The organism is Escherichia sp. KTE172 (genome assembly GCF_000408845.1).
GTDB lineage: Bacteria > Pseudomonadota > Gammaproteobacteria > Enterobacterales > Enterobacteriaceae > Escherichia > Escherichia coli.
In genome coordinates this window covers 1,667,476-1,692,319 of record NZ_KE137316.1, presented here as the reverse complement: position 1 = coordinate 1,692,319, position 24,844 = coordinate 1,667,476, and the positions used below count along the sequence as shown (strand labels likewise).

The 24,844-nt window shown below is 51.9% G+C and carries 23 protein-coding genes; 18 read left to right on the top strand and 5 right to left on the bottom strand.

The window, feature by feature from the left end:
- Window positions 1–171: 171 nt before the first annotated feature.
- Entirely contained in the window at window positions 172–1,506 is a 1,335-nt protein-coding gene (srmB, locus tag G434_RS15660; RefSeq protein ID WP_000219193.1) for an ATP-dependent RNA helicase SrmB, read from the bottom strand.
- A 131-nt stretch (window positions 1,507–1,637) separates the two neighbouring features.
- Here srmB and trmN point away from each other — a divergent pair, with 131 nt between their 5' ends.
- Window positions 1,638–2,375 (top strand): tRNA(1)(Val) (adenine(37)-N(6))-methyltransferase TrmN, encoded by a 738-nt coding sequence (trmN, locus tag G434_RS15665; RefSeq protein ID WP_001295363.1) that lies wholly within the window; start codon window positions 1,638–1,640, stop codon window positions 2,373–2,375.
- Here the strand turns inward: trmN and nadB are convergent.
- A complete protein-coding gene (gene nadB / locus G434_RS15670) occupies window positions 2,360–3,982 on the bottom strand; it encodes an L-aspartate oxidase (RefSeq protein WP_001094406.1) in 1,623 nt (540 codons plus the stop codon). The genes trmN and nadB overlap by 16 nt on opposite strands.
- A 255-nt stretch (window positions 3,983–4,237) precedes the next feature.
- Between nadB and rseD the strand changes: the two genes are divergently transcribed.
- The 13 genes from rseD to shoB all read left to right on the top strand — a co-directional run bounded on the left by rseD (window position 4,238) and on the right by shoB (window position 14,285).
- Complete coding sequence (gene rseD, locus G434_RS29730) at window positions 4,238–4,393, top strand: rpoE leader peptide RseD (RefSeq protein ID WP_001303621.1); 156 nt, start codon at window positions 4,238–4,240, stop codon at window positions 4,391–4,393.
- Window positions 4,390–4,965 (top strand): RNA polymerase sigma factor RpoE, encoded by a 576-nt coding sequence (gene rpoE / locus G434_RS15675; protein ID WP_001295364.1) that lies wholly within the window; start codon window positions 4,390–4,392, stop codon window positions 4,963–4,965. The genes rseD and rpoE overlap by 4 nt, the downstream gene beginning before the upstream one ends.
- A gap of 32 nt (window positions 4,966–4,997) precedes the next feature.
- Window positions 4,998–5,648, top strand: coding sequence for an anti-sigma-E factor RseA (gene rseA / locus G434_RS15680; protein WP_001168459.1), 651 nt, complete (start codon window positions 4,998–5,000; stop codon window positions 5,646–5,648).
- Window positions 5,648–6,604, top strand: a complete 957-nt coding sequence (rseB, locus tag G434_RS15685) for a sigma-E factor regulatory protein RseB (RefSeq protein WP_016239062.1) — start codon at window positions 5,648–5,650, stop codon at window positions 6,602–6,604. Before rseA ends, rseB begins: the two co-directional genes overlap by 1 nt.
- Window positions 6,601–7,080, top strand: a complete 480-nt coding sequence (rseC, locus tag G434_RS15690) for a SoxR-reducing system protein RseC (protein ID WP_000589054.1) — start codon at window positions 6,601–6,603, stop codon at window positions 7,078–7,080. Before rseB ends, rseC begins: the two co-directional genes overlap by 4 nt.
- A gap of 197 nt (window positions 7,081–7,277) precedes the next feature.
- Window positions 7,278–9,077, top strand: a complete 1,800-nt coding sequence (gene lepA / locus G434_RS15695; protein WP_000790168.1) for a translation elongation factor 4 — start codon at window positions 7,278–7,280, stop codon at window positions 9,075–9,077.
- Window positions 9,078–9,092: 15 nt separating this feature from the next.
- The gene (lepB, locus tag G434_RS15700) at window positions 9,093–10,067 is read left to right on the top strand and encodes a signal peptidase I (RefSeq protein ID WP_000002542.1); all 975 of its coding nucleotides are present in this window, start codon (window positions 9,093–9,095) and stop codon (window positions 10,065–10,067) included.
- Between the two features lie 272 nt (window positions 10,068–10,339).
- A complete protein-coding gene (gene rnc, locus G434_RS15705) occupies window positions 10,340–11,020 on the top strand; it encodes a ribonuclease III (RefSeq protein WP_001068343.1) in 681 nt (226 codons plus the stop codon).
- Entirely contained in the window at window positions 11,017–11,922 is a 906-nt protein-coding gene (gene era, locus G434_RS15710; RefSeq protein WP_000020737.1) for a GTPase Era, read from the top strand. The genes rnc and era overlap by 4 nt, the downstream gene beginning before the upstream one ends.
- Before the next feature lie 11 nt (window positions 11,923–11,933).
- Window positions 11,934–12,662, top strand: a complete 729-nt coding sequence (gene recO / locus G434_RS15715; RefSeq protein WP_000399393.1) for a DNA repair protein RecO — start codon at window positions 11,934–11,936, stop codon at window positions 12,660–12,662.
- Window positions 12,663–12,673: 11 nt separating this feature from the next.
- Window positions 12,674–13,405, top strand: coding sequence for a pyridoxine 5'-phosphate synthase (gene pdxJ, locus G434_RS15720; protein WP_001309669.1), 732 nt, complete (start codon window positions 12,674–12,676; stop codon window positions 13,403–13,405).
- The gene (gene acpS / locus G434_RS15725) at window positions 13,405–13,785 is read left to right on the top strand and encodes a holo-ACP synthase (RefSeq protein ID WP_000986047.1); all 381 of its coding nucleotides are present in this window, start codon (window positions 13,405–13,407) and stop codon (window positions 13,783–13,785) included. Before pdxJ ends, acpS begins: the two co-directional genes overlap by 1 nt.
- 419 nt (window positions 13,786–14,204) lie before the next feature.
- On the top strand, window positions 14,205–14,285 hold the full coding sequence (gene shoB / locus G434_RS0125135; RefSeq protein WP_000128776.1) for a type I toxin-antitoxin system toxin ShoB: 81 nt from the start codon (window positions 14,205–14,207) through the stop codon (window positions 14,283–14,285).
- Between the two features lie 194 nt (window positions 14,286–14,479).
- On the opposite strand, the gene yfhL is transcribed toward shoB, so the two are convergent.
- Together yfhL and G434_RS15735 are read right to left on the bottom strand one after the other, a co-directional pair.
- Entirely contained in the window at window positions 14,480–14,740 is a 261-nt protein-coding gene (gene yfhL, locus G434_RS15730; protein WP_001196285.1) for a 4Fe-4S dicluster ferredoxin YfhL, read from the bottom strand.
- 55 nt (window positions 14,741–14,795) lie between these two features.
- Window positions 14,796–15,644, bottom strand: a complete 849-nt coding sequence (locus G434_RS15735; protein ID WP_001013779.1) for a MurR/RpiR family transcriptional regulator — start codon at window positions 15,642–15,644, stop codon at window positions 14,796–14,798.
- Window positions 15,645–15,852: 208 nt separating this feature from the next.
- On the opposite strand from G434_RS15735, the gene yfhb reads away from it, so the two are divergent.
- Both yfhb and tadA read left to right on the top strand, forming a co-directional pair.
- On the top strand, window positions 15,853–16,488 hold the full coding sequence (gene yfhb / locus G434_RS15740; protein ID WP_000190644.1) for a phosphatidylglycerophosphatase C: 636 nt from the start codon (window positions 15,853–15,855) through the stop codon (window positions 16,486–16,488).
- A 57-nt stretch (window positions 16,489–16,545) separates the two neighbouring features.
- On the top strand, window positions 16,546–17,049 hold the full coding sequence (gene tadA, locus G434_RS15745; RefSeq protein WP_001446663.1) for a tRNA adenosine(34) deaminase TadA: 504 nt from the start codon (window positions 16,546–16,548) through the stop codon (window positions 17,047–17,049).
- Here tadA and mltF read toward each other — a convergent pair.
- Window positions 17,046–18,602, bottom strand: a complete 1,557-nt coding sequence (gene mltF, locus G434_RS15750; RefSeq protein ID WP_000734212.1) for a membrane-bound lytic murein transglycosylase MltF — start codon at window positions 18,600–18,602, stop codon at window positions 17,046–17,048. The genes tadA and mltF overlap by 4 nt on opposite strands.
- Window positions 18,603–18,859: 257 nt before the next feature.
- Between mltF and purL the strand changes: the two genes are divergently transcribed.
- Window positions 18,860–22,747, top strand: coding sequence for a phosphoribosylformylglycinamidine synthase (gene purL, locus G434_RS15755; protein WP_000970165.1), 3,888 nt, complete (start codon window positions 18,860–18,862; stop codon window positions 22,745–22,747).
- Between the two features lie 575 nt (window positions 22,748–23,322).
- A complete protein-coding gene (gene qseE, locus G434_RS15760) occupies window positions 23,323–24,750 on the top strand; it encodes a two component system sensor histidine kinase QseE/GlrK (protein ID WP_001309666.1) in 1,428 nt (475 codons plus the stop codon).
- Window positions 24,751–24,844 lie beyond the last annotated feature (94 nt).

The following is a 24,844-nucleotide window of genomic DNA, read 5'->3' as shown; positions in this document are numbered from 1 at the left end:
TGTCAGATTATGTCCAACATTTGGGGTGCAGTTCAGAACGCCTTATCCGGCCTACAAGATCGTGCAAATTCAATATATTGCATGAGCCATGTAGGCCTGATAAGCGTAGCGCATCAGGCAGTTTTGCGTTTGCCAGCACTTTTAATTCCGGGCTTAAACCCGGAATTAAGATTACTCTTCTGTCGTTTGCGGTGGCACGCCCGTTCCGCTTGGTTTACGGCGCTTACCAATATTTTTGGTATCGCGATGGCGTTTTTTCACTCGCGGCTTCTCTTTCTCTTTAGCTTTTTTCTTCTCGGCGCGTTTAGCCAGCACTTTCTTCGATGGCTTGCCGGTCTGCTTCTCGCTTGGTGCACGCGTTTTCGGGCGTAACTCATCAATTACGCGAGCTTTAATTGGCTCTTCAATATAACGGCCAACTTTGCCTAGCAGCAGATGGTCATGGGCTTCCACTAGCGAAATTGCGGTGCCTTTACGACCGGCGCGCGCGGTACGTCCGATACGGTGCAAATAAGTATCACCACTACGCGGCATATCGAAGTTAAAGACGTGGCTGACATCAGGAATGTCGATACCGCGTGCAGCAACATCGGTGGCAACCAGTACGTTTACGCGGCCTTCGGTCAAACGCTTGATCGCTTCGTTACGCTTGCCTTGTACCATCTCACCTTCGAGATAGCAGTTGTTGATGCCCGCCTCGCGCAGCCAGTTTGCCAGCTCATGCACACGCTCACGCTTACGCACAAACACAATTGAGCGAGTCGCTTCAGGCTGTTTTAACAGGTGCACCAGCAACGCGGTTTTATGCTCAAGATCATCGGCGCGGTAATACCACTGATGGATCTTTTTGCGCTCACGGGTGGAGGGATTCGCAGAAACTTCCACCGGATCTTCCAGCAGACGCTCGGCAAAGTCCTGAATCGCATCGCCTTCCAGCGTTGCGGAAAAGAGCAGGGTCTGTTTACGCCAGCGCGTTTCGCCAGCAATATGTTCGATATCCTGAGCGAAGCCCATATCCAGCATACGGTCTGCTTCGTCGAGGATAAGAGTTTCAACCGCGCGGCAATCGAAGTTCTCTTCTTTTATGTATTGCAGCAAACGTCCGGTCGTGGCGACCACGATGTCCTGATTTTCGCTGAACACTTCCGCGTGGTTCATATAGGCTACGCCGCCGGTGATGGTGGCGATATCCAGATGCGTATGTTTCGCCAGTTCGCGGGCATGATCGGCCACCTGCATCGCCAGCTCGCGAGTTGGGGTGAGGATCAAAATACGCGGCGGACCGGATTTCTTACGTGGGAAATCGAGCAGGTGCTGCAACGCTGGCAGCAGATACGCCGCCGTTTTACCGGTGCCTGTCGGCGCAGAACCGAGTACATCACGGCCATCGAGCGCAGGCGGAATGGCGGCAGCCTGAATGGCGGTCGGGCGAGTGAAACCTTTATCCTGGAGGGCTTCCAGCAGGCTTTCGTCGAGTTCAAGTTCGGAAAAAGTCGTTACAGTCATGTTCTACCTCTGTGTGGGGCGCTGATTATAGACGTTACGGCTGCAATCTTCATCTGTTTGTATGGATATCGCTTCTCGGGTATTGTTCTCACCCGGTGCTATCGCCGTTTTTCCTGCAAGGTTTTATTTTCATGTCACAGTCTACATCCGTGCTTCGTCGTAATGGATTTACTTTTAAACAGTTTTTTGTTGCTCACGATCGTTGTGCGATGAAAGTGGGAACGGATGGCATTTTGCTGGGCGCATGGGCACCGGTGGCTGGGGTAAAACGTTGCCTTGATATCGGCGCGGGTAGCGGGTTGCTGGCATTAATGCTGGCGCAGCGAACCGATGACAGCGTAATGATTGATGCAGTTGAACTGGAAAGTGAAGCTGCCGCGCAGGCGCAGGAAAATATCAACCAGTCCCCGTGGGCAGAGCGGATTAACGTCCATACGGCGGATATTCAGCAGTGGATCACACAGCAGACAGTACGCTTCGATTTAATCATCAGTAACCCACCTTACTATCAGCAGGGAGTAGAGTGCTCGACACCTCAACGGGAACAGGCTCGCTATACCACTACGCTTGATCACCCATCGTTGCTGACCTGTGCGGCGGAGTGCATTACCGAAGAGGGATTTTTCTGCGTGGTGCTGCCAGAGCAGATTGGTAATGGTTTTACTGAACTGGCATTAAGTATGGGCTGGCATTTACGTTTGCGGACGGATGTGGCGGAAAACGAAGCGCGACTGCCGCATCGGGTGCTGCTGGCATTCTCCCCGCAGGCGGGAGAATGCTTTAGCGATCGCTTAGTCATTCGTGGGCCAGACCAGAACTATTCCGAAGCGTATACGGCGCTGACCCAGGCTTTTTATCTGTTTATGTAATGATTGCCGGGGGAAAGGATCGACGGACCGGAATGGGTGAGCAGTTCCGGATAATCCAGCGTGAAATGCAACCCCCGACTCTCTTTACGCATCATTGCACAGCGAACAATCAACTCGGCAACCTGTACCAGATTACGCAGCTCCAGCAAATTATTTGAGACGCGGAAATGGGCGTAATATTCGTCTATTTCTTGTTGGAGCATGGTTATCCGCCGCAGGGCGCGTTCAAGGCGCTTCGTTGTGCGCACAATGCCGACGTAATCCCACATAAACAGGCGTAGCTCGTGCCAGTTATGCTGAATTACTACCCGTTCGTCAGGGTTCTCAACGCGGCTTTCATCCCACGGTGGTAACGTACTGACGCCGTGGGCATAAGGCATACGTCTGGTGATATCTTCTGCCGCCGACCAGCCATAGACCAGACACTCCAGCAATGAATTCGAGGCCATGCGGTTAGCGCCGTGTAAGCCGGTATAACTCACCTCGCCAATGGCATACAAGCCCTCGACGTCCGTACGCCCATGATCATCCACCATCACACCACCGCAGGTATAGTGTGCAGCAGGCACAATCGGTACCGGTTCTTGTGTGAGATCAATCCCCAGCCCGAGCAATTTTTCATAGATCATCGGGAAATGCTGGCGAATAAAATCGGCAGGCTTATGGCTGATGTCGAGATACATACAATCCGCGCCGAGGCGTTTCATTTCATGGTCAATGGCGCGGGCGACAATATCGCGCGGGGCCAGTTCGCCGCGCTCATCAAAATCGGGCATAAAACGCGTACCGTCCGGGCGCTTGAGATAAGCGCCTTCGCCGCGCAGTGCTTCTGTTAACAGGAAATTGCGTGCCTGTGGGTGATACAGCGCGGTAGGGTGGAACTGATTAAATTCGAGATTGGCAACCCGGCAGCCTGCGCGCCACGCCATAGCAATGCCATCGCCAGAAGAAATATCCGGATTGGTGGTGTACTGATAAACCTTCGACGCACCGCCGGTTGCCAGCACCACCGCTTTTGCGTGGCAGGTTTCAACCGTTTCTTTATTTCGGTTCCATACCCACGCGCCTACAACTCGTCGCGTGCCCGGCAGGCCAATTTTGTCAGAGACAATTAGATCAACCGCGTTGCTGCGCTCCAGCACGCGAATATTCGGATGGTTCAGCGCCTTGCTCACCAGCGTGGTTTCTACTTCTCTACCGGTGGCGTCGGCGGCATGAAGAATTCGACGGTGACTATGTCCACCTTCACGGGTCAGATGGTAGCTTTCTGCACCATTCGGTTGAATGTGGGTATCAAACAACACCCCCTGGTCGATTAGCCATTGCACACAGGATCGTGCATTGCTGGCGACAAATTCAACTGCATGGCGATCGCAAATACCACCCCCGGCAATCAATGTGTCTTCCACATGCGAGTCAATGCTGTCAGTTTCATCAAACACGGCGGCAATACCGCCCTGGGCATAAAATGTTGAACCTTCCGTTACCGGGCCTTTACTTAGAACGATGACCTGATGCTGATCAGCCAGGCGCAGCGCCAGTGAAAGTCCGGCTGCGCCGCTACCGATAATCAACACGTCACATGAATGATCAGGGAGAGTATTCATTTTCTTTGTTTAATTTACTAAACACGGTTTGGTCAGCATAGCATCATGTTGTGCGATTAAACACCTGCTATTTTAATATTTGTTACAGTGGCTAAACACGCTGACGCAGGGCGGCGAGAAAAAGAGAAGTTACTGGCTGGTGGAGGATTAGGTGGTGAAATAAAAAGGCCGTTGGGTTACTCTTCAGGCAGTTAAATGGGCATTTCTACACAGATAATGCGATGTTCAGATTCTGTAGACTTATAATGATAGATAATGATCCGTCTACAGCATGACAAACAAAAACAGATGCGTTACGGAACTTTACAAAAACGAGACACTCTAACCCTTTGCTTGCTCAAATTGCAGCTAATGGAGTGGCGTTTCGATAGCGCGTGGAAATTTGGTTTGGGGAGACTTTACCTCGGATGAGCGAGCAGTTAACGGACCAGGTCCTGGTTGAACGGGTCCAGAAGGGAGATCAGAAAGCCTTTAACTTACTGGTAGTGCGCTATCAGCATAAAGTGGCGAGTCTGGTTTCCCGCTATGTGCCGTCGGGTGATGTTCCCGATGTGGTACAAGAAGCTTTTATTAAAGCCTATCGTGCGCTGGATTCGTTCCGGGGAGATAGCGCTTTTTATACATGGCTGTATCGGATTGCTGTAAATACAGCGAAAAATTACCTGGTTGCTCAGGGGCGTCGTCCACCTTCCAGTGATGTGGATGCCATTGAAGCTGAAAACTTCGAAAGTGGCGGCGCGTTGAAAGAAATTTCGAACCCTGAGAACTTAATGTTGTCAGAAGAACTGAGACAGATAGTTTTCCGAACTATTGAGTCCCTCCCGGAAGATTTACGCATGGCAATAACCTTGCGGGAGCTGGATGGCCTGAGCTATGAAGAGATAGCCGCTATCATGGATTGTCCGGTAGGTACGGTGCGTTCACGTATCTTCCGAGCGAGGGAAGCTATTGATAACAAAGTTCAACCGCTTATCAGGCGTTGACGATAGCGGGATACTGGATAAGGGTATTAGGCATGCAGAAAGAACAACTTTCCGCTTTAATGGATGGCGAAACGCTGGATAGTGAGCTGCTTAACGAACTGGCTCATAACCCAGAAATGCAGAAAACCTGGGAAAGCTATCACTTAATCCGTGACTCAATGCGGGGTGATACTCCCGAGGTGCTCCATTTCGATATCTCTTCACGCGTGATGGCCGCCATTGAAGAAGAGCCAGTACGTCAACCGGCGACATTGATCCCGGAAGCCCAGCCTGCGCCGCATCAATGGCAGAAAATGCCATTCTGGCAGAAAGTACGTCCGTGGGCGGCACAGCTTACCCAAATGGGCGTAGCAGCATGCGTATCGCTTGCAGTTATCGTTGGCGTCCAGCACTATAATGGACAATCTGAAACGTCCCAGCAGCCCGAAACGCCGGTATTTAATACACTGCCGATGATGGGTAAAGCCAGCCCGGTAAGCCTGGGAGTACCTTCTGAAGCGACCGCAAACAATGGTCAACAGCAGCAGGTACAGGAGCAGCGTCGTCGCATTAATGCAATGTTGCAGGATTACGAACTGCAACGCCGACTCCACTCTGAACAGCTTCAGTTTGAGCAGGCGCAAACTCAGCAAGCCGCTGTACAGGTGCCAGGAATTCAAACTTTAGGAACGCAATCGCAGTAATGAAGCAACTTTGGTTTGCCATGTCATTAGTGACAGGTAGCCTGTTATTCTCTGCTAACGCCTCGGCCACTCCCGCGTCCGGGGCGTTATTACAGCAGATGAACCTGGCCAGTCAGTCACTGAATTACGAGCTGTCATTCATCAGCATCAATAAACAGGGTGTTGAGTCTCTGCGTTATCGACATGCACGCCTCGATAACCGTCCTCTTGCACAATTGTTGCAAATGGATGGCACGCGCCGGGAAGTGGTACAGCGCGGCAATGAAATCAGCTATTTTGAACCGGGACTTGAACCGTTCACGCTTAATGGCGATTACATTGTTGATTCTCTACCATCGCTCATCTATACCGATTTCAAACGCCTTTCTCCTTACTACGACTTTATCTCCGTCGGGCGCACGCGTATTGCTGATCGTCTTTGCGAAGTCATTCGTGTGGTTGCCCGAGATGGTACACGCTACAGCTACATCGTGTGGATGGACACCGAATCGAAATTACCGATGCGGGTTGATCTCCTTGATCGCGATGGTGAAACGCTGGAACAATTTCGCGTGATTGCTTTTAATGTCAATCAGGATATCAGCAGCAGTATGCAGACGCTGGCGAAGGCAAATTTGCCGCCGTTGCTTTCTGTTCCTGTAGGTGAAAAAGCTAAATTCAGCTGGACGCCAACCTGGTTGCCACAGGGTTTTAGCGAAGTTTCCAGTAGTCGACGTCCGCTACCGACGATGGACAACATGCCTATCGAATCACGTCTCTATTCCGACGGATTATTCAGCTTCTCGGTAAACGTTAACCGCGCTACGCCATCGAGCACCGATCAGATGTTGCGCACCGGGCGCAGAACCGTCAGTACAAGCGTACGTGATAACGCCGAAATCACCATTGTCGGTGAACTGCCGCCGCAAACGGCGAAACGCATTGCCGAGAATATTAAGTTCGGGGCAGCGCAATGATCAAAGAGTGGGCTACCGTCGTCTCCTGGGAAAACGGGCAGGCGCTGGTTAGTTGTGATGTTAAAGCCTCATGCAGCAGCTGCGCTTCACGTGCCGGTTGCGGTAGCCGCGTGTTGAATAAACTTGGCCCGCAAACCACGCATACCATTGTCGTACCCTGTGATGAGCCGTTAGTGCCGGGGCAAAAAGTAGAATTAGGAATCGCCGAAGGCAGCCTGCTTAGCTCCGCATTACTGGTTTATATGTCGCCGTTGGTGGGACTATTCCTCATCGCTTCACTATTTCAGCTACTCTTTGCTTCAGATATTGCAGCATTATGCGGTGCGATTCTCGGTGGCGTTGGTGGATTCCTGATTGCACGTGGCTGCTCTCGAAAGTTTGCTGCCCGGTCTGAATGGCAACCGATCATCTTAAGCGTGGCCTTGCCGCCTGGCCTTGTGCGATTTGAAACATCTTCGGAAGACGCGAGCCAGTGATTTCACTGGCTTTGTTGCATTTTGCATAACAAATGCGAGGACGTTTCCAGATACCACAATCCATACGGTATGAACATTTCCTCGCCTCAATGTTGTAGTGTAGAATGCGGCGTTTCTATTAATACAGACGTTAAGCTCAGAACAGCGACTTCTAAAAGCCTGGTTAACCGGGCATTAAGGCACAATAATCATACTTTATGAAGAATATACGTAACTTTTCGATCATAGCTCACATTGACCACGGTAAATCGACGCTGTCTGACCGTATTATCCAGATCTGCGGTGGCCTGTCTGACCGTGAAATGGAGGCGCAGGTTCTCGATTCCATGGATCTTGAGCGTGAGCGTGGCATTACCATCAAAGCGCAAAGCGTGACGCTGGACTACAAAGCGTCTGACGGCGAAACCTATCAGCTTAACTTTATCGACACCCCGGGCCACGTAGACTTCTCCTATGAAGTTTCTCGTTCGCTGGCTGCCTGTGAAGGTGCATTGCTGGTGGTCGACGCCGGGCAGGGCGTAGAAGCGCAAACCCTGGCAAACTGCTACACCGCCATGGAAATGGATCTCGAAGTGGTGCCGGTACTGAACAAGATTGACCTGCCGGCAGCCGATCCTGAACGCGTGGCGGAAGAAATTGAAGATATCGTCGGCATCGACGCCACCGACGCGGTGCGCTGTTCAGCGAAAACCGGCGTTGGCGTACAGGACGTTCTCGAACGTCTGGTGCGCGACATTCCGCCGCCGGAAGGCGATCCGGAAGGCCCGTTGCAGGCACTCATTATCGACTCCTGGTTTGACAACTACCTGGGCGTTGTTTCACTTATCCGTATTAAAAACGGCACCCTGCGTAAGGGCGACAAAGTGAAAGTCATGAGTACCGGGCAGACCTATAACGCCGACCGTCTGGGTATCTTCACGCCAAAACAGGTTGACCGCACTGAACTGAAATGTGGCGAAGTAGGTTGGCTGGTATGTGCGATTAAAGATATCCACGGCGCTCCAGTAGGCGATACCTTAACGCTGGCGCGTAATCCGGCAGAAAAGGCGCTGCCTGGCTTTAAGAAAGTCAAACCGCAGGTATACGCCGGTCTGTTCCCGGTAAGTTCCGACGACTATGAAGCCTTCCGTGACGCGCTGGGCAAACTCAGCCTGAACGATGCTTCACTGTTCTATGAGCCGGAAAGCTCCAGCGCGCTGGGCTTTGGTTTCCGCTGCGGCTTCCTCGGCCTGCTGCACATGGAGATCATCCAGGAACGTCTGGAACGTGAATACGATCTGGATCTGATTACCACTGCGCCGACCGTAGTGTATGAAGTTGAAACCACGTCAAGAGAAGTTATCTACGTCGACAGCCCATCCAAGCTGCCAGCGGTAAATAACATCTACGAACTGCGCGAGCCGATTGCAGAATGTCACATGCTGCTGCCGCAGGCATATCTCGGCAACGTTATTACGCTGTGCGTAGAAAAACGCGGCGTGCAGACCAATATGGTTTACCACGGTAATCAGGTGGCGCTGACGTACGAGATCCCGATGGCGGAAGTTGTGCTCGATTTCTTCGATCGCCTGAAATCTACCTCGCGTGGTTATGCGTCTCTGGATTACAACTTCAAACGCTTCCAGGCGTCCGACATGGTACGTGTAGACGTATTAATCAACGGTGAACGTGTTGATGCGCTGGCGTTGATCACCCACCGTGATAATTCGCAAAACCGCGGTCGCGAGCTGGTGGAGAAGATGAAAGATCTGATCCCACGCCAGCAGTTTGATATCGCCATTCAGGCAGCGATTGGTACGCACATCATTGCGCGCTCCACCGTGAAACAGCTGCGTAAAAACGTACTGGCTAAATGTTATGGCGGCGATATCAGCCGTAAGAAAAAGCTGCTGCAGAAGCAGAAAGAAGGTAAGAAACGCATGAAGCAGATCGGTAACGTCGAGCTGCCGCAGGAAGCGTTCCTCGCCATTCTGCACGTCGGCAAAGACAACAAATAACCCTTAGGAGTTGGCATGGCGAATATGTTTGCCCTGATTCTGGTGATTGCCACACTGGTGACGGGCATTTTATGGTGCGTGGATAAATTCTTTTTCGCACCTAAACGGCGGGAACGTCAGGCAGCGGCGCAGGCGGCTGCCGGTGACTCACTGGATAAAGCAACACTGAAAAAGGTTGCGCCGAAGCCTGGCTGGCTGGAAACTGGTGCTTCTGTTTTTCCGGTGCTGGCTATCGTATTGATTGTGCGTTCGTTTATTTATGAACCGTTCCAGATCCCGTCAGGTTCGATGATGCCGACTCTGTTAATCGGTGATTTTATTCTGGTAGAGAAGTTTGCTTATGGCATTAAAGATCCTATCTACCAGAAAACGCTGATCGAAACCGGTCATCCGAAACGCGGCGATATCGTGGTCTTTAAATATCCGGAAGATCCAAAGCTTGATTACATCAAGCGCGCGGTGGGTTTACCGGGCGATAAAGTCACTTATGATCCGGTCTCAAAAGAGCTGACGATTCAACCGGGATGCAGTTCCGGCCAGGCATGTGAAAACGCGCTGCCGGTCACCTACTCAAACGTGGAACCGAGCGATTTCGTTCAGACCTTCTCACGCCGTAATGGTGGGGAAGCGACCAGCGGATTCTTTGAAGTGCCGAAAAACGAAACCAAAGAAAATGGAATTCGTCTTTCCGAGCGTAAAGAGACACTGGGTGATGTGACGCACCGCATTCTGACAGTGCCGATTGCGCAGGACCAGGTGGGGATGTATTACCAGCAGCCAGGGCAACAACTGGCAACCTGGATTGTTCCGCCGGGACAATACTTCATGATGGGTGACAACCGCGACAACAGCGCGGACAGCCGTTACTGGGGCTTTGTGCCGGAAGCGAATCTGGTCGGTCGGGCAACGGCTATCTGGATGAGTTTCGATAAGCAAGAAGGCGAATGGCCGACAGGTGTGCGCTTAAGTCGCATTGGCGGCATCCATTAATAGCCCATCTTCGTTCACGTTGTCGCCGTTATGGCGACAACGTGAATTATTTATGAGATAAATCTCCCGTGGCTAACGACATCCCCCGTCGTTGTGTATAGAATATTCCCCCGAAGTTTAAGGTTGGCACCTCCAGGTTGCCACGGCACACGAAACAGCGTTGGTCCCCATATACCGGTAAACTGAAACTGCAGCGAAGCAGTTAGCAGAGCCATGTATATCAGGTCTGTTTCGTGTGCTGAATTGTTGACGCATTTATTTATTGGTATCGCATGAACCCCATCGTAATTAATCGGCTTCAACGGAAGCTGGGCTACACTTTTAATCATCAGGAACTGTTGCAGCAGGCATTAACCCATCGTAGTGCCAGCAGCAAACATAACGAGCGTTTAGAATTTTTAGGCGACTCTATTCTGAGCTACGTTATCGCCAATGCGCTTTATCACCGTTTCCCTCGTGTGGATGAAGGCGATATGAGCCGGATGCGCGCCACGCTGGTCCGTGGCAATACGCTGGCAGAACTGGCGCGCGAATTTGAGTTAGGCGAGTGCTTACGTTTAGGGCCAGGTGAACTTAAAAGCGGTGGATTTCGTCGTGAGTCAATTCTCGCCGACACCGTCGAAGCATTAATTGGTGGCGTATTCCTCGACAGTGATATTCAAACCGTCGAGAAATTAATCCTTAACTGGTATCAAACCCGTCTGGACGAAATTAGCCCAGGTGACAAACAAAAAGATCCGAAAACGCGCTTGCAAGAATATTTGCAGGGTCGCCATCTGCCGCTGCCGACTTATCTGGTCGTCCAGGTACGTGGCGAAGCACACGATCAGGAATTTACTATCCACTGCCAGGTCAGCGGCCTGAGTGAACCGGTGGTTGGCACAGGTTCAAGCCGTCGTAAGGCTGAGCAGGCTGCCGCCGAACAGGCGTTGAAAAAACTGGAGCTGGAATGAGCATCGATAAAAGTTACTGCGGATTTATTGCTATCGTCGGACGTCCGAACGTTGGCAAATCCACATTGTTGAACAAACTGCTGGGGCAGAAGATCTCCATTACCTCCCGCAAGGCGCAAACAACTCGTCACCGCATTGTGGGGATCCATACTGAAGGCGCGTATCAGGCGATCTACGTTGATACCCCAGGCCTGCATATGGAAGAAAAACGCGCCATTAACCGCCTGATGAACAAAGCGGCGAGCAGCTCTATCGGCGACGTTGAGCTGGTGATTTTTGTCGTAGAAGGCACCCGCTGGACGCCGGACGATGAAATGGTGCTCAACAAACTGCGCGATGGCAAAGCGCCGGTAATCCTCGCGGTGAACAAAGTGGATAACGTGCAGGAAAAAGCCGATCTGCTGCCACACTTACAGTTCCTGGCAAGCCAGATGAACTTCCTCGATATCGTGCCGATCTCTGCCGAAACCGGGTTGAATGTTGATACTATTGCGGCAATCGTGCGTAAGCATCTGCCTGAAGCGACTCATCACTTCCCGGAAGATTACATCACCGATCGCTCACAGCGTTTTATGGCGTCTGAAATCATCCGCGAAAAACTGATGCGTTTCCTCGGCGCTGAACTGCCGTACTCCGTGACCGTGGAGATCGAACGTTTCGTCTCTAACGAACGCGGCGGTTATGACATCAACGGTTTGATTCTCGTTGAGCGTGAAGGGCAGAAGAAGATGGTTATTGGCAACAAAGGGGCCAAGATCAAAACCATCGGGATTGAAGCGCGTAAAGACATGCAGGAAATGTTCGAAGCGCCTGTTCACCTTGAGCTGTGGGTAAAAGTGAAATCCGGTTGGGCCGACGACGAACGCGCACTGCGCAGTCTCGGTTACGTTGACGATCTTTAAGAGTAACTCCGATGGAAGGCTGGCAGCGCGCATTTGTCCTGCATAGTCGCCCGTGGAGCGAAACGAGCCTGATGCTGGACGTCTTCACGGAGGAATCGGGTCGCGTGCGTCTGGTTGCCAAAGGCGCACGCTCTAAACGCTCTACTCTGAAAGGTGCATTACAACCTTTCACCCCTCTCTTGCTTCGCTTCGGTGGGCGTGGTGAAGTCAAAACACTGCGCAGTGCCGAAGCTGTCTCGCTGGCGCTGCCATTAAGCGGTATCACCCTTTACAGCGGTTTGTACATCAACGAACTTCTTTCCCGCGTGCTGGAATACGAGACGCGCTTCTCTGAACTCTTTTTCGATTACTTGCACTGCATTCAGTCTCTTGCAGGTGCCACTGGTACGCCAGAACCCGCGCTGCGCCGCTTTGAACTGGCACTGCTCGGGCATCTGGGCTATGGCGTCAATTTTACCCATTGTGCGGGTAGCGGCGAGCCGGTAGATGACACCATGACGTATCGTTATCGCGAAGAAAAAGGGTTTATCGCAAGCGTCGTTATCGACAATAAAACGTTCACCGGAAGGCAGTTAAAAGCGTTAAACGCGCGGGAATTTCCTGACGCAGACACACTACGCGCCGCGAAACGCTTTACCCGCATGGCGCTTAAGCCGTATCTTGGCGGTAAACCATTAAAGAGCAGGGAACTGTTCCGGCAGTTTATGCCTAAGCGAACGGTGAAAACACATTATGAATGATGAGGATTGTCATGGCTGAATTACTGTTAGGCGTCAACATTGACCATATTGCAACGCTGCGTAACGCACGCGGTACTGCTTACCCGGATCCAGTGCAAGCGGCGTTTATTGCCGAGCAGGCGGGAGCAGACGGCATTACCGTGCATTTACGTGAAGATCGCCGCCACATTACTGACCGCGATGTGCGCATCCTGCGTCAGACGCTGGATACCCGCATGAATCTGGAGATGGCGGTGACCGAAGAGATGCTGGCGATCGCCGTTGAGACGAAGCCACATTTTTGCTGTCTGGTACCGGAAAAGCGTCAGGAAGTAACAACCGAAGGCGGCCTGGACGTCGCAGGGCAGCGTGACAAAATGCGCGATGCCTGTAAACGTCTGGCGGAGGCCGGGATCCAGGTTTCTCTGTTTATCGACGCCGATGAAGAGCAGATCAAAGCTGCGGCAGAGGTTGGCGCACCGTTTATCGAGATCCACACCGGTTGCTATGCTGATGCCAAAACTGACGCCGAACAGGCGCAAGAGCTGGCGCGTATCGCCAAAGCCGCGACCTTTGCCGCTAGTCTCGGTCTGAAAGTTAACGCTGGTCACGGTCTGACCTATCACAACGTGAAAGCCATTGCCGCCATCCCTGAGATGCATGAACTGAATATAGGTCATGCCATTATTGGTCGTGCAGTGATGACCGGACTGAAAGATGCGGTGGCAGAAATGAAGCGTTTGATGCTGGAAGCGCGTGGCTAATGGCAATATTAGGTTTAGGTACGGATATTGTGGAGATCGCTCGCATTGAATCGGTGATCGCCCGATCCGGTGAGCGTCTGGCACGCCGCGTATTAAGCGATAACGAATGGGCAATCTGGAAAACGCACCACCAGCCGGTGCGTTTTCTGGCGAAGCGTTTTGCTGTGAAAGAAGCGGCGGCAAAAGCGTTTGGCACCGGGATCCGCAATGGTCTGGCGTTTAATCAATTTGAAGTATTTAATGATGAGCTCGGCAAACCACGGCTACGGCTATGGGGTGAGGCATTAAAACTGGCGGAAAAGCTCGGCGTTGTAAATATGCATGTAACGCTGGCAGATGAACGCCACTATGCTTGTGCCACGGTAATTATTGAAAGTTAAAAAAATACCGTTCTCTTTATAAAGTAAAACCCCCGAACTGGTAAGGAACGGGGGTTTTACTTTTTAACTTTAATTTTGTGCAGCACGCACCCTCAACAAGAGCGATTATGGATCAGGGCGGTTATCTTTTACAAGCAACTTGCAATCTTTAGCATAAAAACTCGAGCCTTTACGAAGAAAACAATATTGATGGAAAGATTAACGTGACCGCCAATTCGGAAGTACATTAAAATTGGCTTCGTTATTGGCGATTTTGCTGTGCTTTATACCATGCCACAGAATTCCCCCATTGAAACGAGTGGTGTCGTCAAAGCTCTGGTGTGGAGTGCAGCATGCACCCTCAATAACTCGCACGTTCAGTTTTGGGGAGATGTAAGGGCTAATCTGAACGGCTGCATTCCTTGTTTAAGGAAAAACGAATGACTGATTGCCGATACCTTATTAAACGGGTCATCAAAATCATCATTGCTGTTTTACAGCTGATCCTTCTGTTCTTATAACATAAGGAAACGTACTTAAGGCGCGTCAGGTTAACCAGCCAGGCGCGCCTTTAATAATTATAAATAAGTGCTTATACAGATAGTGTTATCATTCATGAAATAATTGATATTTATGATCACATCACGAAAATAAATATAAGAACCTGAAGGCTCACACTATAAAGTCAACAATAGTCTACTCCAGGAGCAGAATATTAAATTTTATCCGCGTGATGCATCAGCACAAATTTATCCCACAACTGTTCTTCCGTCTCGACATGTTGCGGATCCTTCACAATAGTATTGGGGATCGGGCACACCTTCTGGCAGGTTGGTGTCTCGTAGTGCCCTACGCATTCGGTACACTTATCGCTGTTAATCTCATAGATATGATCGCCCATTGAAATCGCCTCATTCGGGCATTCGGGTTCACACATATCACAATTGATGCATTTTTTAGTGATTAACAGCGCCATAAGGAAACTCTCAAAACAACACAAACCGGGCGGGCATTATACGCGCATTCTTTACTCAGACCAGTTTTTTCACCAGCGCTTCACTATGACGAATACGTTCTGGTGCCAGTTCCAGATCCTGCTGAATCAGCGCAATGAACAGCAAATCCGTTAACATTCCCTGCGCGTGGCAAGCAGAGATTGAAGCACTGTTTGTCGCTTGTTCTTCGGCAATGGTATACAGGCAATGAGAAGCGCGCTGTTGCAGGGCATTGGGAGTAAAGCCGGTAATCGCCAGCACTTTTCCGCCCACTCGCAGCATCTCATCTGCCGCCAGGTTTAACTCGCGTCGTACACCGGTGTAAGAAATGGCTAATAACAGATCGTCAGGGGACGACGCCTGTACGGTAGCGAGTAGCGCATGCATATCGCGCACTGCGGCAGCATTGAAGCCAATCTTCATCAGCTTCCAGGCAAAGTTTTGCGCCACCAGACCCGAAGCGCCAATACCGGTCAGAATTATCCGCCGCGCAGAGCGCAACATTGTTACGCATTCATGCAGTTTCTCTTCACTATTAACGTTTAGCGTTGCGTACATAGCGGCAGTATTTTCTTTAATCAGTTTTTCGCCGACCAGCCGTAACGGATCATCACCGCGGATTTGGTTATGAATGGGCACGGAGGGCGATTCCGGCTGGCTTGCCAGCGCTTCACTCAACGCCAACTTAAGCGCCGGAAAACCTTTATAGCCGAGTTTTTGCGCGAACTTCACGACGCTGGACTGACTGACTCCGGCTTCGTTGGCCAGTTGCTGAGAGCTTAAATGGCGCGCCGTATCAGGTTGTAGCAGCAGATAATCCGCCAGTTTTTTATCACTCTGGGCAAGCCCCTGGTAACGCTGACGGATACGAAGTAAGCCGTTCATATCTTTCCTCGCGATGAAATAGTGGCGACAACAGGCAATATGAGACAAACGCGAGTGAATTTTATATTCCATTGCCGCTAATTGCCATGAATTAAAAATTCCAGTTAGCCATGATGCGGTCGATTGTTGCCGGAAAAGTGATGATCTATCTGTTAGGCTATGTAGTAGCGAAAATTAATCAGGATGTTTCAGTCCAGAGGAGTATGGTTTGGCAACTCACGAGCGTCGTGTGGTGTTTTTTGACTTAGATGGAACATTGCATCAGCAGGATATGTTCGGCAGTTTTTTGCGTTATTTACTGCGTCGCCAACCGCTGAATGCGTTGCTTGTCCTACCGTTGTTGCCGATCATAGCCATTGCGTTATTGATAAAAGGTCGTGCGGCACGCTGGCCGATGAGTCTGCTTCTGTGGGGATGCACTTTTGGTCACAATGAAGCGCGTTTGCAGGCGTTGCAGGCCGATTTCGTACGTTGGTTTCGTGACAATGTTACCGCCTTTCCGCTGGTTCAGGAGCGATTAACCACCTACCTGTTAAGTTCCGATGCTGATATCTGGTTGATTACCGGCTCTCCGCAGCCGCTGGTTGAAGCGGTTTATTTCGATACGCCCTGGCTGCCGCGGGTTAATCTTATCGCCAGCCAAATTCAGCGTGGCTATGGTGGTTGGGTATTGACGATGCGTTGTCTGGGACATGAAAAGGTCGCACAACTGGAGCGCAAAATCGGCACGCCGCTGCGGCTGTACAGTGGCTATAGCGACAGTAATCAGGACAACCCGCTGCTTTATTTCTGCCAGCATCGTTGGCGGGTAACCCCGCGCGGTGAACTCCAGCAACTGGAATAGAGTAAAGCATAGCGTCCGTGTATAATGCGCCGCGCTTTTATAACCGGAGTTTTCTTTTTGTCTGAAGTCGAATTTAGCCACGAATACTGGATGCGTCATGCAATGACGCTGGCGAAGCGTGCCTGGGATGAGCGGGAAGTGCCGGTCGGCGCGGTATTAGTGCATAACAATCGGGTAATCGGCGAAGGTTGGAACCGTCCGATTGGTCGACATGATCCCACCGCACATGCAGAAATCATGGCTCTGCGGCAGGGCGGTCTGGTGATGCAAAATTATCGTCTGATCGACGCCACGTTGTATGTCACGCTTGAACCCTGTGTAATGTGTGCCGGAGCAATGATCCACAGTCGCATTGGTCGCGTGGTCTTTGGTGCGCGTGACGCGAAAACTGGCGCTGCGGGATCTTTAATGGATGTGCTGCATCATCCGGGTATGAATCACCGAGTGGAAATTACGGAAGGAATACTGGCGGATGAGTGCGCGGCGTTGCTCAGTGACTTCTTTCGCATGCGCCGCCAGGAAATTAAAGCGCAGAAAAAAGCGCGATCCTCGACGGATTAATTTTGTTTCTCTTCACTCCCTTTCCTGGAAAACAGCAGAGAGGGAGAGTGGGTCAAATAGTTTGATGACGACTGGGAAAGAAACGAGAGAAAAGGAAATTTCTCTTTGCCCAACTCCGTAGGCGATACCGCCGGATAATCCTGCGCCAGTTGCATCGCCGCTTCTGTAGCCTGCTTCTCTTTCTCTTGCAGATAACCCACCAGGCTAATCTGATACTTACGAATATTTTCGACATAAGCGTAGGCTTCATGCCCACGCGCGTAGCCGTAAGTCAGCTTGCTGTAATAGGGTTTCTGGCTAAGTAAAGGCAGACGCTGCTTTACGTCAGCCCAACTGTCAGGATTACCTTTAGTTTTTGCCGTCAGGGCGCGGGCATCCAGCATATGCGCATAGCCCATATTGTACGCGGCGAGGGCAAACCAGATCCGTTCGTTCTCAGGCACACTTTCCGGCACTTTACTCATCATATCCTGCAAATAACGCACGCCGCCGCTGATGCTCTGTTCGGCATCGGTACGATCCGTAATGCCGAGGCTTTGCGCGGTATTTTTGGTTAACATCATCATGCCGCGCACCCCCGTCGGTGAAGTGGCCTGCGCATCCCAGTGCGATTCCTGATAAGCAATAGCGGCCAGCAAACGCCAGTCAATTTCTTCGGCGTATTTCTCAAACAGGGGCTTTAACTGCGGCAGTACCGCATCGACGGCGCGTAAAAATGTGCGCGTATCGACGTAATCAAAATCATCGCCATGCCCCAGGTATTTCTCTTCAATGCGTGCCAGCGTACCGTCTTCATTCATTTCGTTGAAGAAATCGAGCAGAGCGGCGGAAAGGGTATTATCGCCATCTAACGGGCTAAACCAGGTCACCGGTTGTTCATCGGTAATGTCGAGCGCTACGGCGAGTTCCGGATGAACGCGCTGAAACAGGCTAATGGCAACAGAATCAGCAATGGTGTAATCGAGTTTTCCTTCGATGACATCTTCCATTAATTCCGCAGAGCCTTTTTTGTCGTCAACCTTCCAGCTTAATTCCGGGAATTTTGTTTCTTTCAGGGTCTGGAGATCGTTAACCACCACATGACCCGGTGCAACGGTGAGTTGCTCCGCCGTCAGGTTGCCCAGCGTACGTGGGCGATACTGACCCACTTTATAAACCAGTTGTTGTGAAACGGAGTAGTAGGTCGGGCCTGGCTGATAATTTTTAACCCTTTCGCTGTTATAGACCAGTCCTGCCGCCAGCAGGTCGGCGTTACCATTATCGAGGTCGTCAAACAGCTGGCTGATATTCTGCCGCACGGTCACTTTCAGTTTTACGCCGAGGTAATCGGCAAACTGTTTCGCCAGTTCGTAATCCAGGCCAAAAGGTTTCCCGTTGATTTCGTTATAAGTCAGGGGAGTATGAATGGTGCTCACACGCAACTCTCCCCGCGCTTGAATGGCGGCGATACGGTTGTCGGCTTTACCAAACCAGGGAATGGATGGCCAGAGAGCGACCGCGAGTAGCAGTGCCAGAATGCCGATGAACAGATAATTAATCTTTAATTTTTTCAATTAGTTAATTCTCTGTGTCGTGCGCGTCCCAGCTTGAAAAAACGTAATAATAGTGAAAGGTTTACTCATAAATGAGCGGCATTTTGCGTAAACCTGCGCCAGTTGGCAACTTATTACAGCCATTGGCGGCACGCGTTGCTAATTCGCGATGGTGATTTTATTTCCACGCAAACGGTTTCGTCAGCGCATCAGATTCTTTATAATGACGCCCGTTTCCCCCCCTTGGGTACACCGAAAGCTTAGAAGACGAGAGACTTATGATGGAAATTCTGCGTGGTTCGCCTGCATTGTCGGCATTCCGAATCAACAAACTGCTGGCACGTTTTCAGGCTGCCAGGCTCCCGGTTCACACTATTTACGCCGAGTATGTCCATTTTGCTGACCTCAATGCGCCGTTAAACGATGATGAGCACGCACAACTTGAACGCCTGCTGAAATATGGCCCGGCACTCGCCAGCCATGCCCCGCAAGGCAAACTCCTGCTGGTGACCCCGCGTCCTGGCACCATCTCTCCCTGGTCTTCGAAAGCGACCGATATTGCCCATAACTGCGGGCTGCAACAGGTAAACCGTCTTGAGCGCGGCGTGGCTTACTATATAGAAGCCGGTACGCTGACCAATGAACAATGGCAGCAGGTTACCGCTGAACTGCACGACCGCATGATGGAAACGGTCTTTTTTGCTTTAGATGATGCAGAGCAGCTGTTTGCACACCATCAACCGACTCCGGTCACCAGCGTTGATTTGCTGGGACAGGGCCGTCAGGCGCTAATCGACGCTAACCTGCGTCTTGGCCTGGCACTGGCGGAAGATGAAATCGACTATCTGCAGGATGCTTTCACAAAGCTTGGTCGTAACCCGAACGACATCGAGCTGTATATGTTCGCTCAGGCGAACTCTGAGCACTGCCGCCACAAAATTTTTAACGCCGACTGGATTATCGACGGTGAACAGCAGCCGAAATCGCTGTTCAAGATGATCAAAAATACCTTCGAAACTACGCCGGATCACGTTCTCTCTGCTTATAAAGATAACGCCGCCGTCATGGAAGGGTCTGAAGTGGGCCGCTACTTTGCTGACCACGAAACGGGCCGCTACGATTTCCATCAGGAACCGGCGCATATTCTGATGAAAGTCGAAACTCACAACCACCCGACGGCGATTTCTCCGTGGCCGGGCGCGGCGACCGGTTCCGGCGGTGAAATCCGCGATGAAGGTGCCACCGGGCGTGGCGCAAAGCCGAAAGCTGGTCTGGTAGGTTTCTCCGTTTCCAACCTGCGAATTCCAGGCTTCGAACAGCCGTGGGAAGAAGATTTCGGTAAGCCTGAGCGCATTGTCACCGCGTTGGACATCATGACCGAAGGCCCGCTGGGCGGCGCGGCATTTAACAACGAATTTGGTCGTCCGGCACTGAACGGCTACTTCCGTACTTATGAAGAAAAAGTGAACAGCCACAATGGCGAAGAGCTGCGCGGTTATCACAAACCGATCATGCTGGCGGGCGGGATCGGCAACATTCGTGCCGATCACGTACAAAAAGGCGAGATCAACGTTGGTGCGAAGCTGGTCGTTCTCGGCGGCCCGGCAATGAACATCGGTCTTGGCGGCGGCGCGGCGTCTTCCATGGCGTCTGGTCAGTCTGATGCCGACCTCGACTTCGCTTCCGTACAGCGCGACAACCCGGAGATGGAGCGTCGCTGCCAGGAAGTGATCGACCGTTGCTGGCAGCTTGGTGATGCCAACCCAATCCTGTTTATCCACGACGTTGGCGCAGGCGGTCTTTCTAACGCCATGCCGGAACTGGTGAGCGACGGCGGGCGCGGCGGTAAATTCGAACTGCGCGATATCCTGAGCGACGAACCGGGCATGAGCCCGCTGGAAATCTGGTGTAACGAATCCCAGGAACGCTACGTGCTGGCGGTTGCTGCCGATCAGTTACCGCTGTTTGACGAACTGTGTAAGCGTGAGCGCGCGCCATACGCGGTGATTGGTGAAGCGACCGAAGAACTGCATCTTTCTTTGCACGATCGTCATTTTGATAATCAGCCGATCGATCTGCCGCTGGACGTCCTGCTTGGTAAAACGCCGAAGATGACCCGCGAAGTACAAACGCTGAAAGCGAAGGGTGATGCGCTGGTTCGTGAAGGGATTACCATTGCTGACGCGGTGAAACGCGTGCTGCACCTGCCGACCGTGGCGGAGAAAACTTTCCTGGTGACCATTGGTGACCGCAGCGTAACCGGCATGGTAGCGCGCGATCAGATGGTGGGTCCGTGGCAGGTGCCGGTCGCTAACTGCGCGGTCACTACCGCCAGCCTCGATAGCTACTACGGCGAAGCGATGGCGATTGGCGAGCGTGCGCCGGTTGCGCTGCTGGATTTCGCCGCCTCTGCCCGTCTGGCGGTCGGTGAAGCGTTAACCAATATTGCCGCAACACAGATTGGCGATATCAAACGCATTAAACTTTCCGCCAACTGGATGGCGGCGGCAGGTCATCCAGGCGAAGATGCGGGCCTGTATGAAGCCGTTAAAGCTGTGGGCGAAGAACTTTGTCCGGCTCTGGGCCTGACGATCCCGGTGGGTAAAGACTCTATGTCGATGAAAACCCGCTGGCAGGAAGGTAACGAAGAGCGCGAAATGACGTCGCCACTGTCGCTGGTTATTTCTGCATTTGCCCGCGTGGAAGATGTACGTCACACCATCACGCCACAGCTTTCTACCGAAGATAACGCACTGCTGCTGATTGATTTGGGCAAAGGCAATAACGCGCTGGGCGCAACGGCGCTGGCGCAGGTTTATCGTCAGCTTGGCGACAAACCGGCAGATGTACGCGACGTCGCGCAACTGAAAGGTTTCTATGACGCGGTTCAGGCGCTGGTAGCACAGCGTAAGCTGCTCGCGTACCACGACCGCTCTGATGGCGGCCTGCTGGTAACGCTGGCGGAAATGGCCTTTGCTGGTCATTGCGGCATTGACGCGGATATCGCCACTCTGGGTGACGATCGCCTGGCGGCGTTGTTTAACGAAGAACTGGGTGCGGTGATTCAGGTTCGAGCCGCTGACCGTAAAGCAGTTGAAGCGGTACTGGCACAGCATGGCCTTGCTGATTGCGTCCATTATGTTGGCCAGGCGGTTTCCGGTGACCGTTTTGTGATTACCGCCAACGGGCAGACTGTATTCAGCGAAAGCCGCACCACGTTGCGTGTCTGGTGGGCAGAAACTACCTGGCAGATGCAGCGCCTGCGTGACAACCCTGAATGTGCCGATCAGGAACATCAGGCGAAATCCAACGACGCCGATCCGGGCCTGAATGTGAAACTGTCGTTCGATATCAACGAAGATGTGGCAGCACCGTATATTGCTACTGGCGCACGTCCGAAAGTTGCCGTACTGCGTGAGCAGGGCGTGAACTCGCATGTTGAAATGGCGGCTGCTTTCCACCGTGCAGGCTTCGATGCAATCGATGTGCATATGAGTGACCTGCTGGCTGGACGCACGGGCCTGGAGGATTTCCACGCCCTGGTCGCGTGCGGTGGTTTCTCCTACGGTGATGTGCTGGGTGCCGGTGAAGGTTGGGCGAAGTCTATCCTGTTCAATGACCGTGTACGCGATGAGTTTGCAACCTTCTTCCACCGTCCGCAAACGCTGGCGCTGGGGGTATGTAACGGTTGCCAGATGATGTCTAATCTGCGCGAACTGATCCCAGGTAGTGAGTTGTGGCCACGTTTTGTGCGCAATACCTCCGATCGCTTTGAAGCGCGTTTCAGCCTGGTTGAAGTAACCCAAAGCCCGTCTCTGCTGTTGCAGGGGATGGTGGGCTCGCAAATGCCGATTGCTGTATCTCATGGTGAAGGGCGCGTGGAAGTGCGTGATGCGGCGCATCTGGCGGCACTGGAAAGCAAAGGGCTGGTGGCACTGCGCTATGTCGATAACTTCGGCAAAGTCACTGAAACCTACCCGGCTAACCCGAACGGTTCTCCGAATGGTATTACGGCAGTCACGACTGAAAGTGGTCGAGTCACCATTATGATGCCGCACCCGGAACGTGTTTTCCGTACTGTCAGCAACTCCTGGCATCCGGAAAACTGGGGCGAGGATGGCCCATGGATGCGCATTTTCCGCAATGCGCGTAAGCAGTTGGGGTAAGTCGTCAGCCCATTGGTTTTGCAGCCCGGATGAGGCATTCACGCCGCATCCGGCATTAAGCACCAACCGCTATTATAAGCTCCCAACTTCGGGAGCTTTTTTGTGTCTGTAAATCACGACAATGGGTGGTGTGCCGTGTCGCTTTCTGGCGACATTTAACTTATTGATTTTAATATTATCTAATAAGTTTATCTTAAGTTGTCTCTTTTTAGCGACACAGTGGCTGATTTACATTCAAATAGCGAAGAAGCCATAAATCCCTCAAAGCGGCGTATAATCAGTACGTTACCAAACTATTTTCTTTATTGGCACAGTTACTGCATAATAGTAACCAGTGGCTCATTCACCGACTTATGTCAGCCCCTTCGGGACGTGCTACATAAAATTCGAATGACGCACAACAAGGTGCCTGCCGTCCAACTTCTGATATCAGCGTAGCTATATCAACCATCGGGCGAAACGTCGAGTTAGGCACCGCCTTATTCCATAACAAAGCCGGGTAATTCCCGGCTTTGTTGTATCTGAACTTCCCCTCGGTTAGCATCAGGCTATTCGCGTCTGACGAGAGTAACACCTTGAAACGCTGGCCCGTTTTTCCCCGCTCATTACGACAACTGGTAATGCTGGCATTTTTGCTGATTCTGCTACCCCTGTTGGTGCTGGCATGGCAAGCCTGGCAAAGCCTGAATGCACTTAGCGATCAGGCGGCGCTGGTTAACCGCACTACGCTTATTGATGCCCGGCGTAGTGAAGCGATGACCAACGCGGCACTGGAGATGGAGCGTAGCTACCGTCAGTATTGCGTGCTGGACGACCCTACGCTTGCGAAGGTTTATCAAAGCCAGCGCAAGCGTTACAGCGAAATGCTCGATGCCCACGCAGGCGTACTGCCAGACGATAAACTTTACCAGGCATTGCGTCAGGACTTGAACAATCTGGCCCAACTTCAGTGTAACAACAGTGGTCCCGATGCCGCCGCCGCCGCGCGTCTTGAAGCCTTTGCCAGTGCCAATACCGAAATGGTGCAGGCCACGCGCACAGTGGTGTTCTCTCGTGGGCAGCAACTTCAGCGTGAAATCGCCGAACGTGGGCAATATTTTGGTTGGCAATCGCTGGTGTTATTTCTGGTGAGTCTGGTGATGGTGCTACTTTTCACGAGGATGATTATCGGTCCGGTGAAAAATATCGAGCGCATGATCAACCGGCTGGGGGAAGGGCGTTCTCTGGGCAATAGTGTCTCGTTCAGTGGACCGAGCGAGTTACGCTCGGTTGGGCAACGTATTCTTTGGTTAAGTGAGCGCCTGTCATGGCTGGAATCCCAACGTCATCAATTCTTAAGACATTTATCTCATGAATTAAAAACGCCGCTGGCAAGTATGCGCGAGGGCACTGAATTACTGGCTGACCAGGTTGTCGGGCCGCTTACGCCAGAGCAAAAAGAGGTGGTGAGCATCCTCGATAGCAGCAGCCGCAATTTGCAAAAACTGATCGAACAACTGCTTGATTACAACCGTAAACAGGCGGACAGTGCGGTGGAACTGGAGAATGTTGAATTAGCACCGCTGGTGGAGACAGTAGTTTCTGCTCATAGCCTGCCCGCACGGGCTAAAATGATGCATACCGACGTCGATCTCCAAGCAACAGCTTGCCTGGCGGAGCCAATGCTGCTGATGAGCGTACTGGATAATCTTTACTCCAATGCTGTGCACTACGGGACTGAATCCGGTAACATTTGCCTTCGCAGCAGTTTACATGGCGCGCGGGTTTATATTGATGTCATCAATACAGGCACACCCATTCCGCAAGAGGAACGCGCCATGATCTTTGAACCCTTTTTTCAGGGAAGCCACCAGCGAAAAGGGGCGGTGAAGGGCAGCGGTCTGGGATTAAGCATTGCCAGGGATTGTATTCGCCGTATGCAAGGGGAACTGTATCTGGTCGACGAGAGCGGGCAAGACGTTTGCTTCCGCATTGAATTGCCGTCGTCGAAAAACACGAAATAATGCTAACAGCCTATCCCATCAGGCTATTTTATTTGCCAGTTTGGCCCTGGGCAGTGCTCGAAATCCTCACGTACGACATGTACGCTCCGGTTTC

Bases quoted from the DNA above. Each gene is read 5' to 3' on its own strand.
- srmB (WP_000219193.1), bottom strand. From the start codon at position 1,506: ATGACTGTAACGACTTTTTCCGAACTTGAACTCGACGAAAGCCTGCTG.
- trmN (WP_001295363.1), top strand. From the start codon at position 1,638: ATGTCACAGTCTACATCCGTGCTTCGTCGTAATGGATTTACTTTTAAA.
- nadB (WP_001094406.1), bottom strand. From the start codon at position 3,982: ATGAATACTCTCCCTGATCATTCATGTGACGTGTTGATTATCGGTAGC.
- rseD (WP_001303621.1), top strand. From the start codon at position 4,238: ATGATCCGTCTACAGCATGACAAACAAAAACAGATGCGTTACGGAACT.
- rpoE (WP_001295364.1), top strand. From the start codon at position 4,390: ATGAGCGAGCAGTTAACGGACCAGGTCCTGGTTGAACGGGTCCAGAAG.
- rseA (WP_001168459.1), top strand. From the start codon at position 4,998: ATGCAGAAAGAACAACTTTCCGCTTTAATGGATGGCGAAACGCTGGAT.
- rseB (WP_016239062.1), top strand. From the start codon at position 5,648: ATGAAGCAACTTTGGTTTGCCATGTCATTAGTGACAGGTAGCCTGTTA.
- rseC (WP_000589054.1), top strand. From the start codon at position 6,601: ATGATCAAAGAGTGGGCTACCGTCGTCTCCTGGGAAAACGGGCAGGCG.
- lepA (WP_000790168.1), top strand. From the start codon at position 7,278: ATGAAGAATATACGTAACTTTTCGATCATAGCTCACATTGACCACGGT.
- lepB (WP_000002542.1), top strand. From the start codon at position 9,093: ATGGCGAATATGTTTGCCCTGATTCTGGTGATTGCCACACTGGTGACG.
- rnc (WP_001068343.1), top strand. From the start codon at position 10,340: ATGAACCCCATCGTAATTAATCGGCTTCAACGGAAGCTGGGCTACACT.
- era (WP_000020737.1), top strand. From the start codon at position 11,017: ATGAGCATCGATAAAAGTTACTGCGGATTTATTGCTATCGTCGGACGT.
- recO (WP_000399393.1), top strand. From the start codon at position 11,934: ATGGAAGGCTGGCAGCGCGCATTTGTCCTGCATAGTCGCCCGTGGAGC.
- pdxJ (WP_001309669.1), top strand. From the start codon at position 12,674: ATGGCTGAATTACTGTTAGGCGTCAACATTGACCATATTGCAACGCTG.
- acpS (WP_000986047.1), top strand. From the start codon at position 13,405: ATGGCAATATTAGGTTTAGGTACGGATATTGTGGAGATCGCTCGCATT.
- shoB (WP_000128776.1), top strand. From the start codon at position 14,205: ATGACTGATTGCCGATACCTTATTAAACGGGTCATCAAAATCATCATT.
- yfhL (WP_001196285.1), bottom strand. From the start codon at position 14,740: ATGGCGCTGTTAATCACTAAAAAATGCATCAATTGTGATATGTGTGAA.
- G434_RS15735 (WP_001013779.1), bottom strand. From the start codon at position 15,644: ATGAACGGCTTACTTCGTATCCGTCAGCGTTACCAGGGGCTTGCCCAG.
- purL (WP_000970165.1), top strand. From the start codon at position 18,860: ATGATGGAAATTCTGCGTGGTTCGCCTGCATTGTCGGCATTCCGAATC.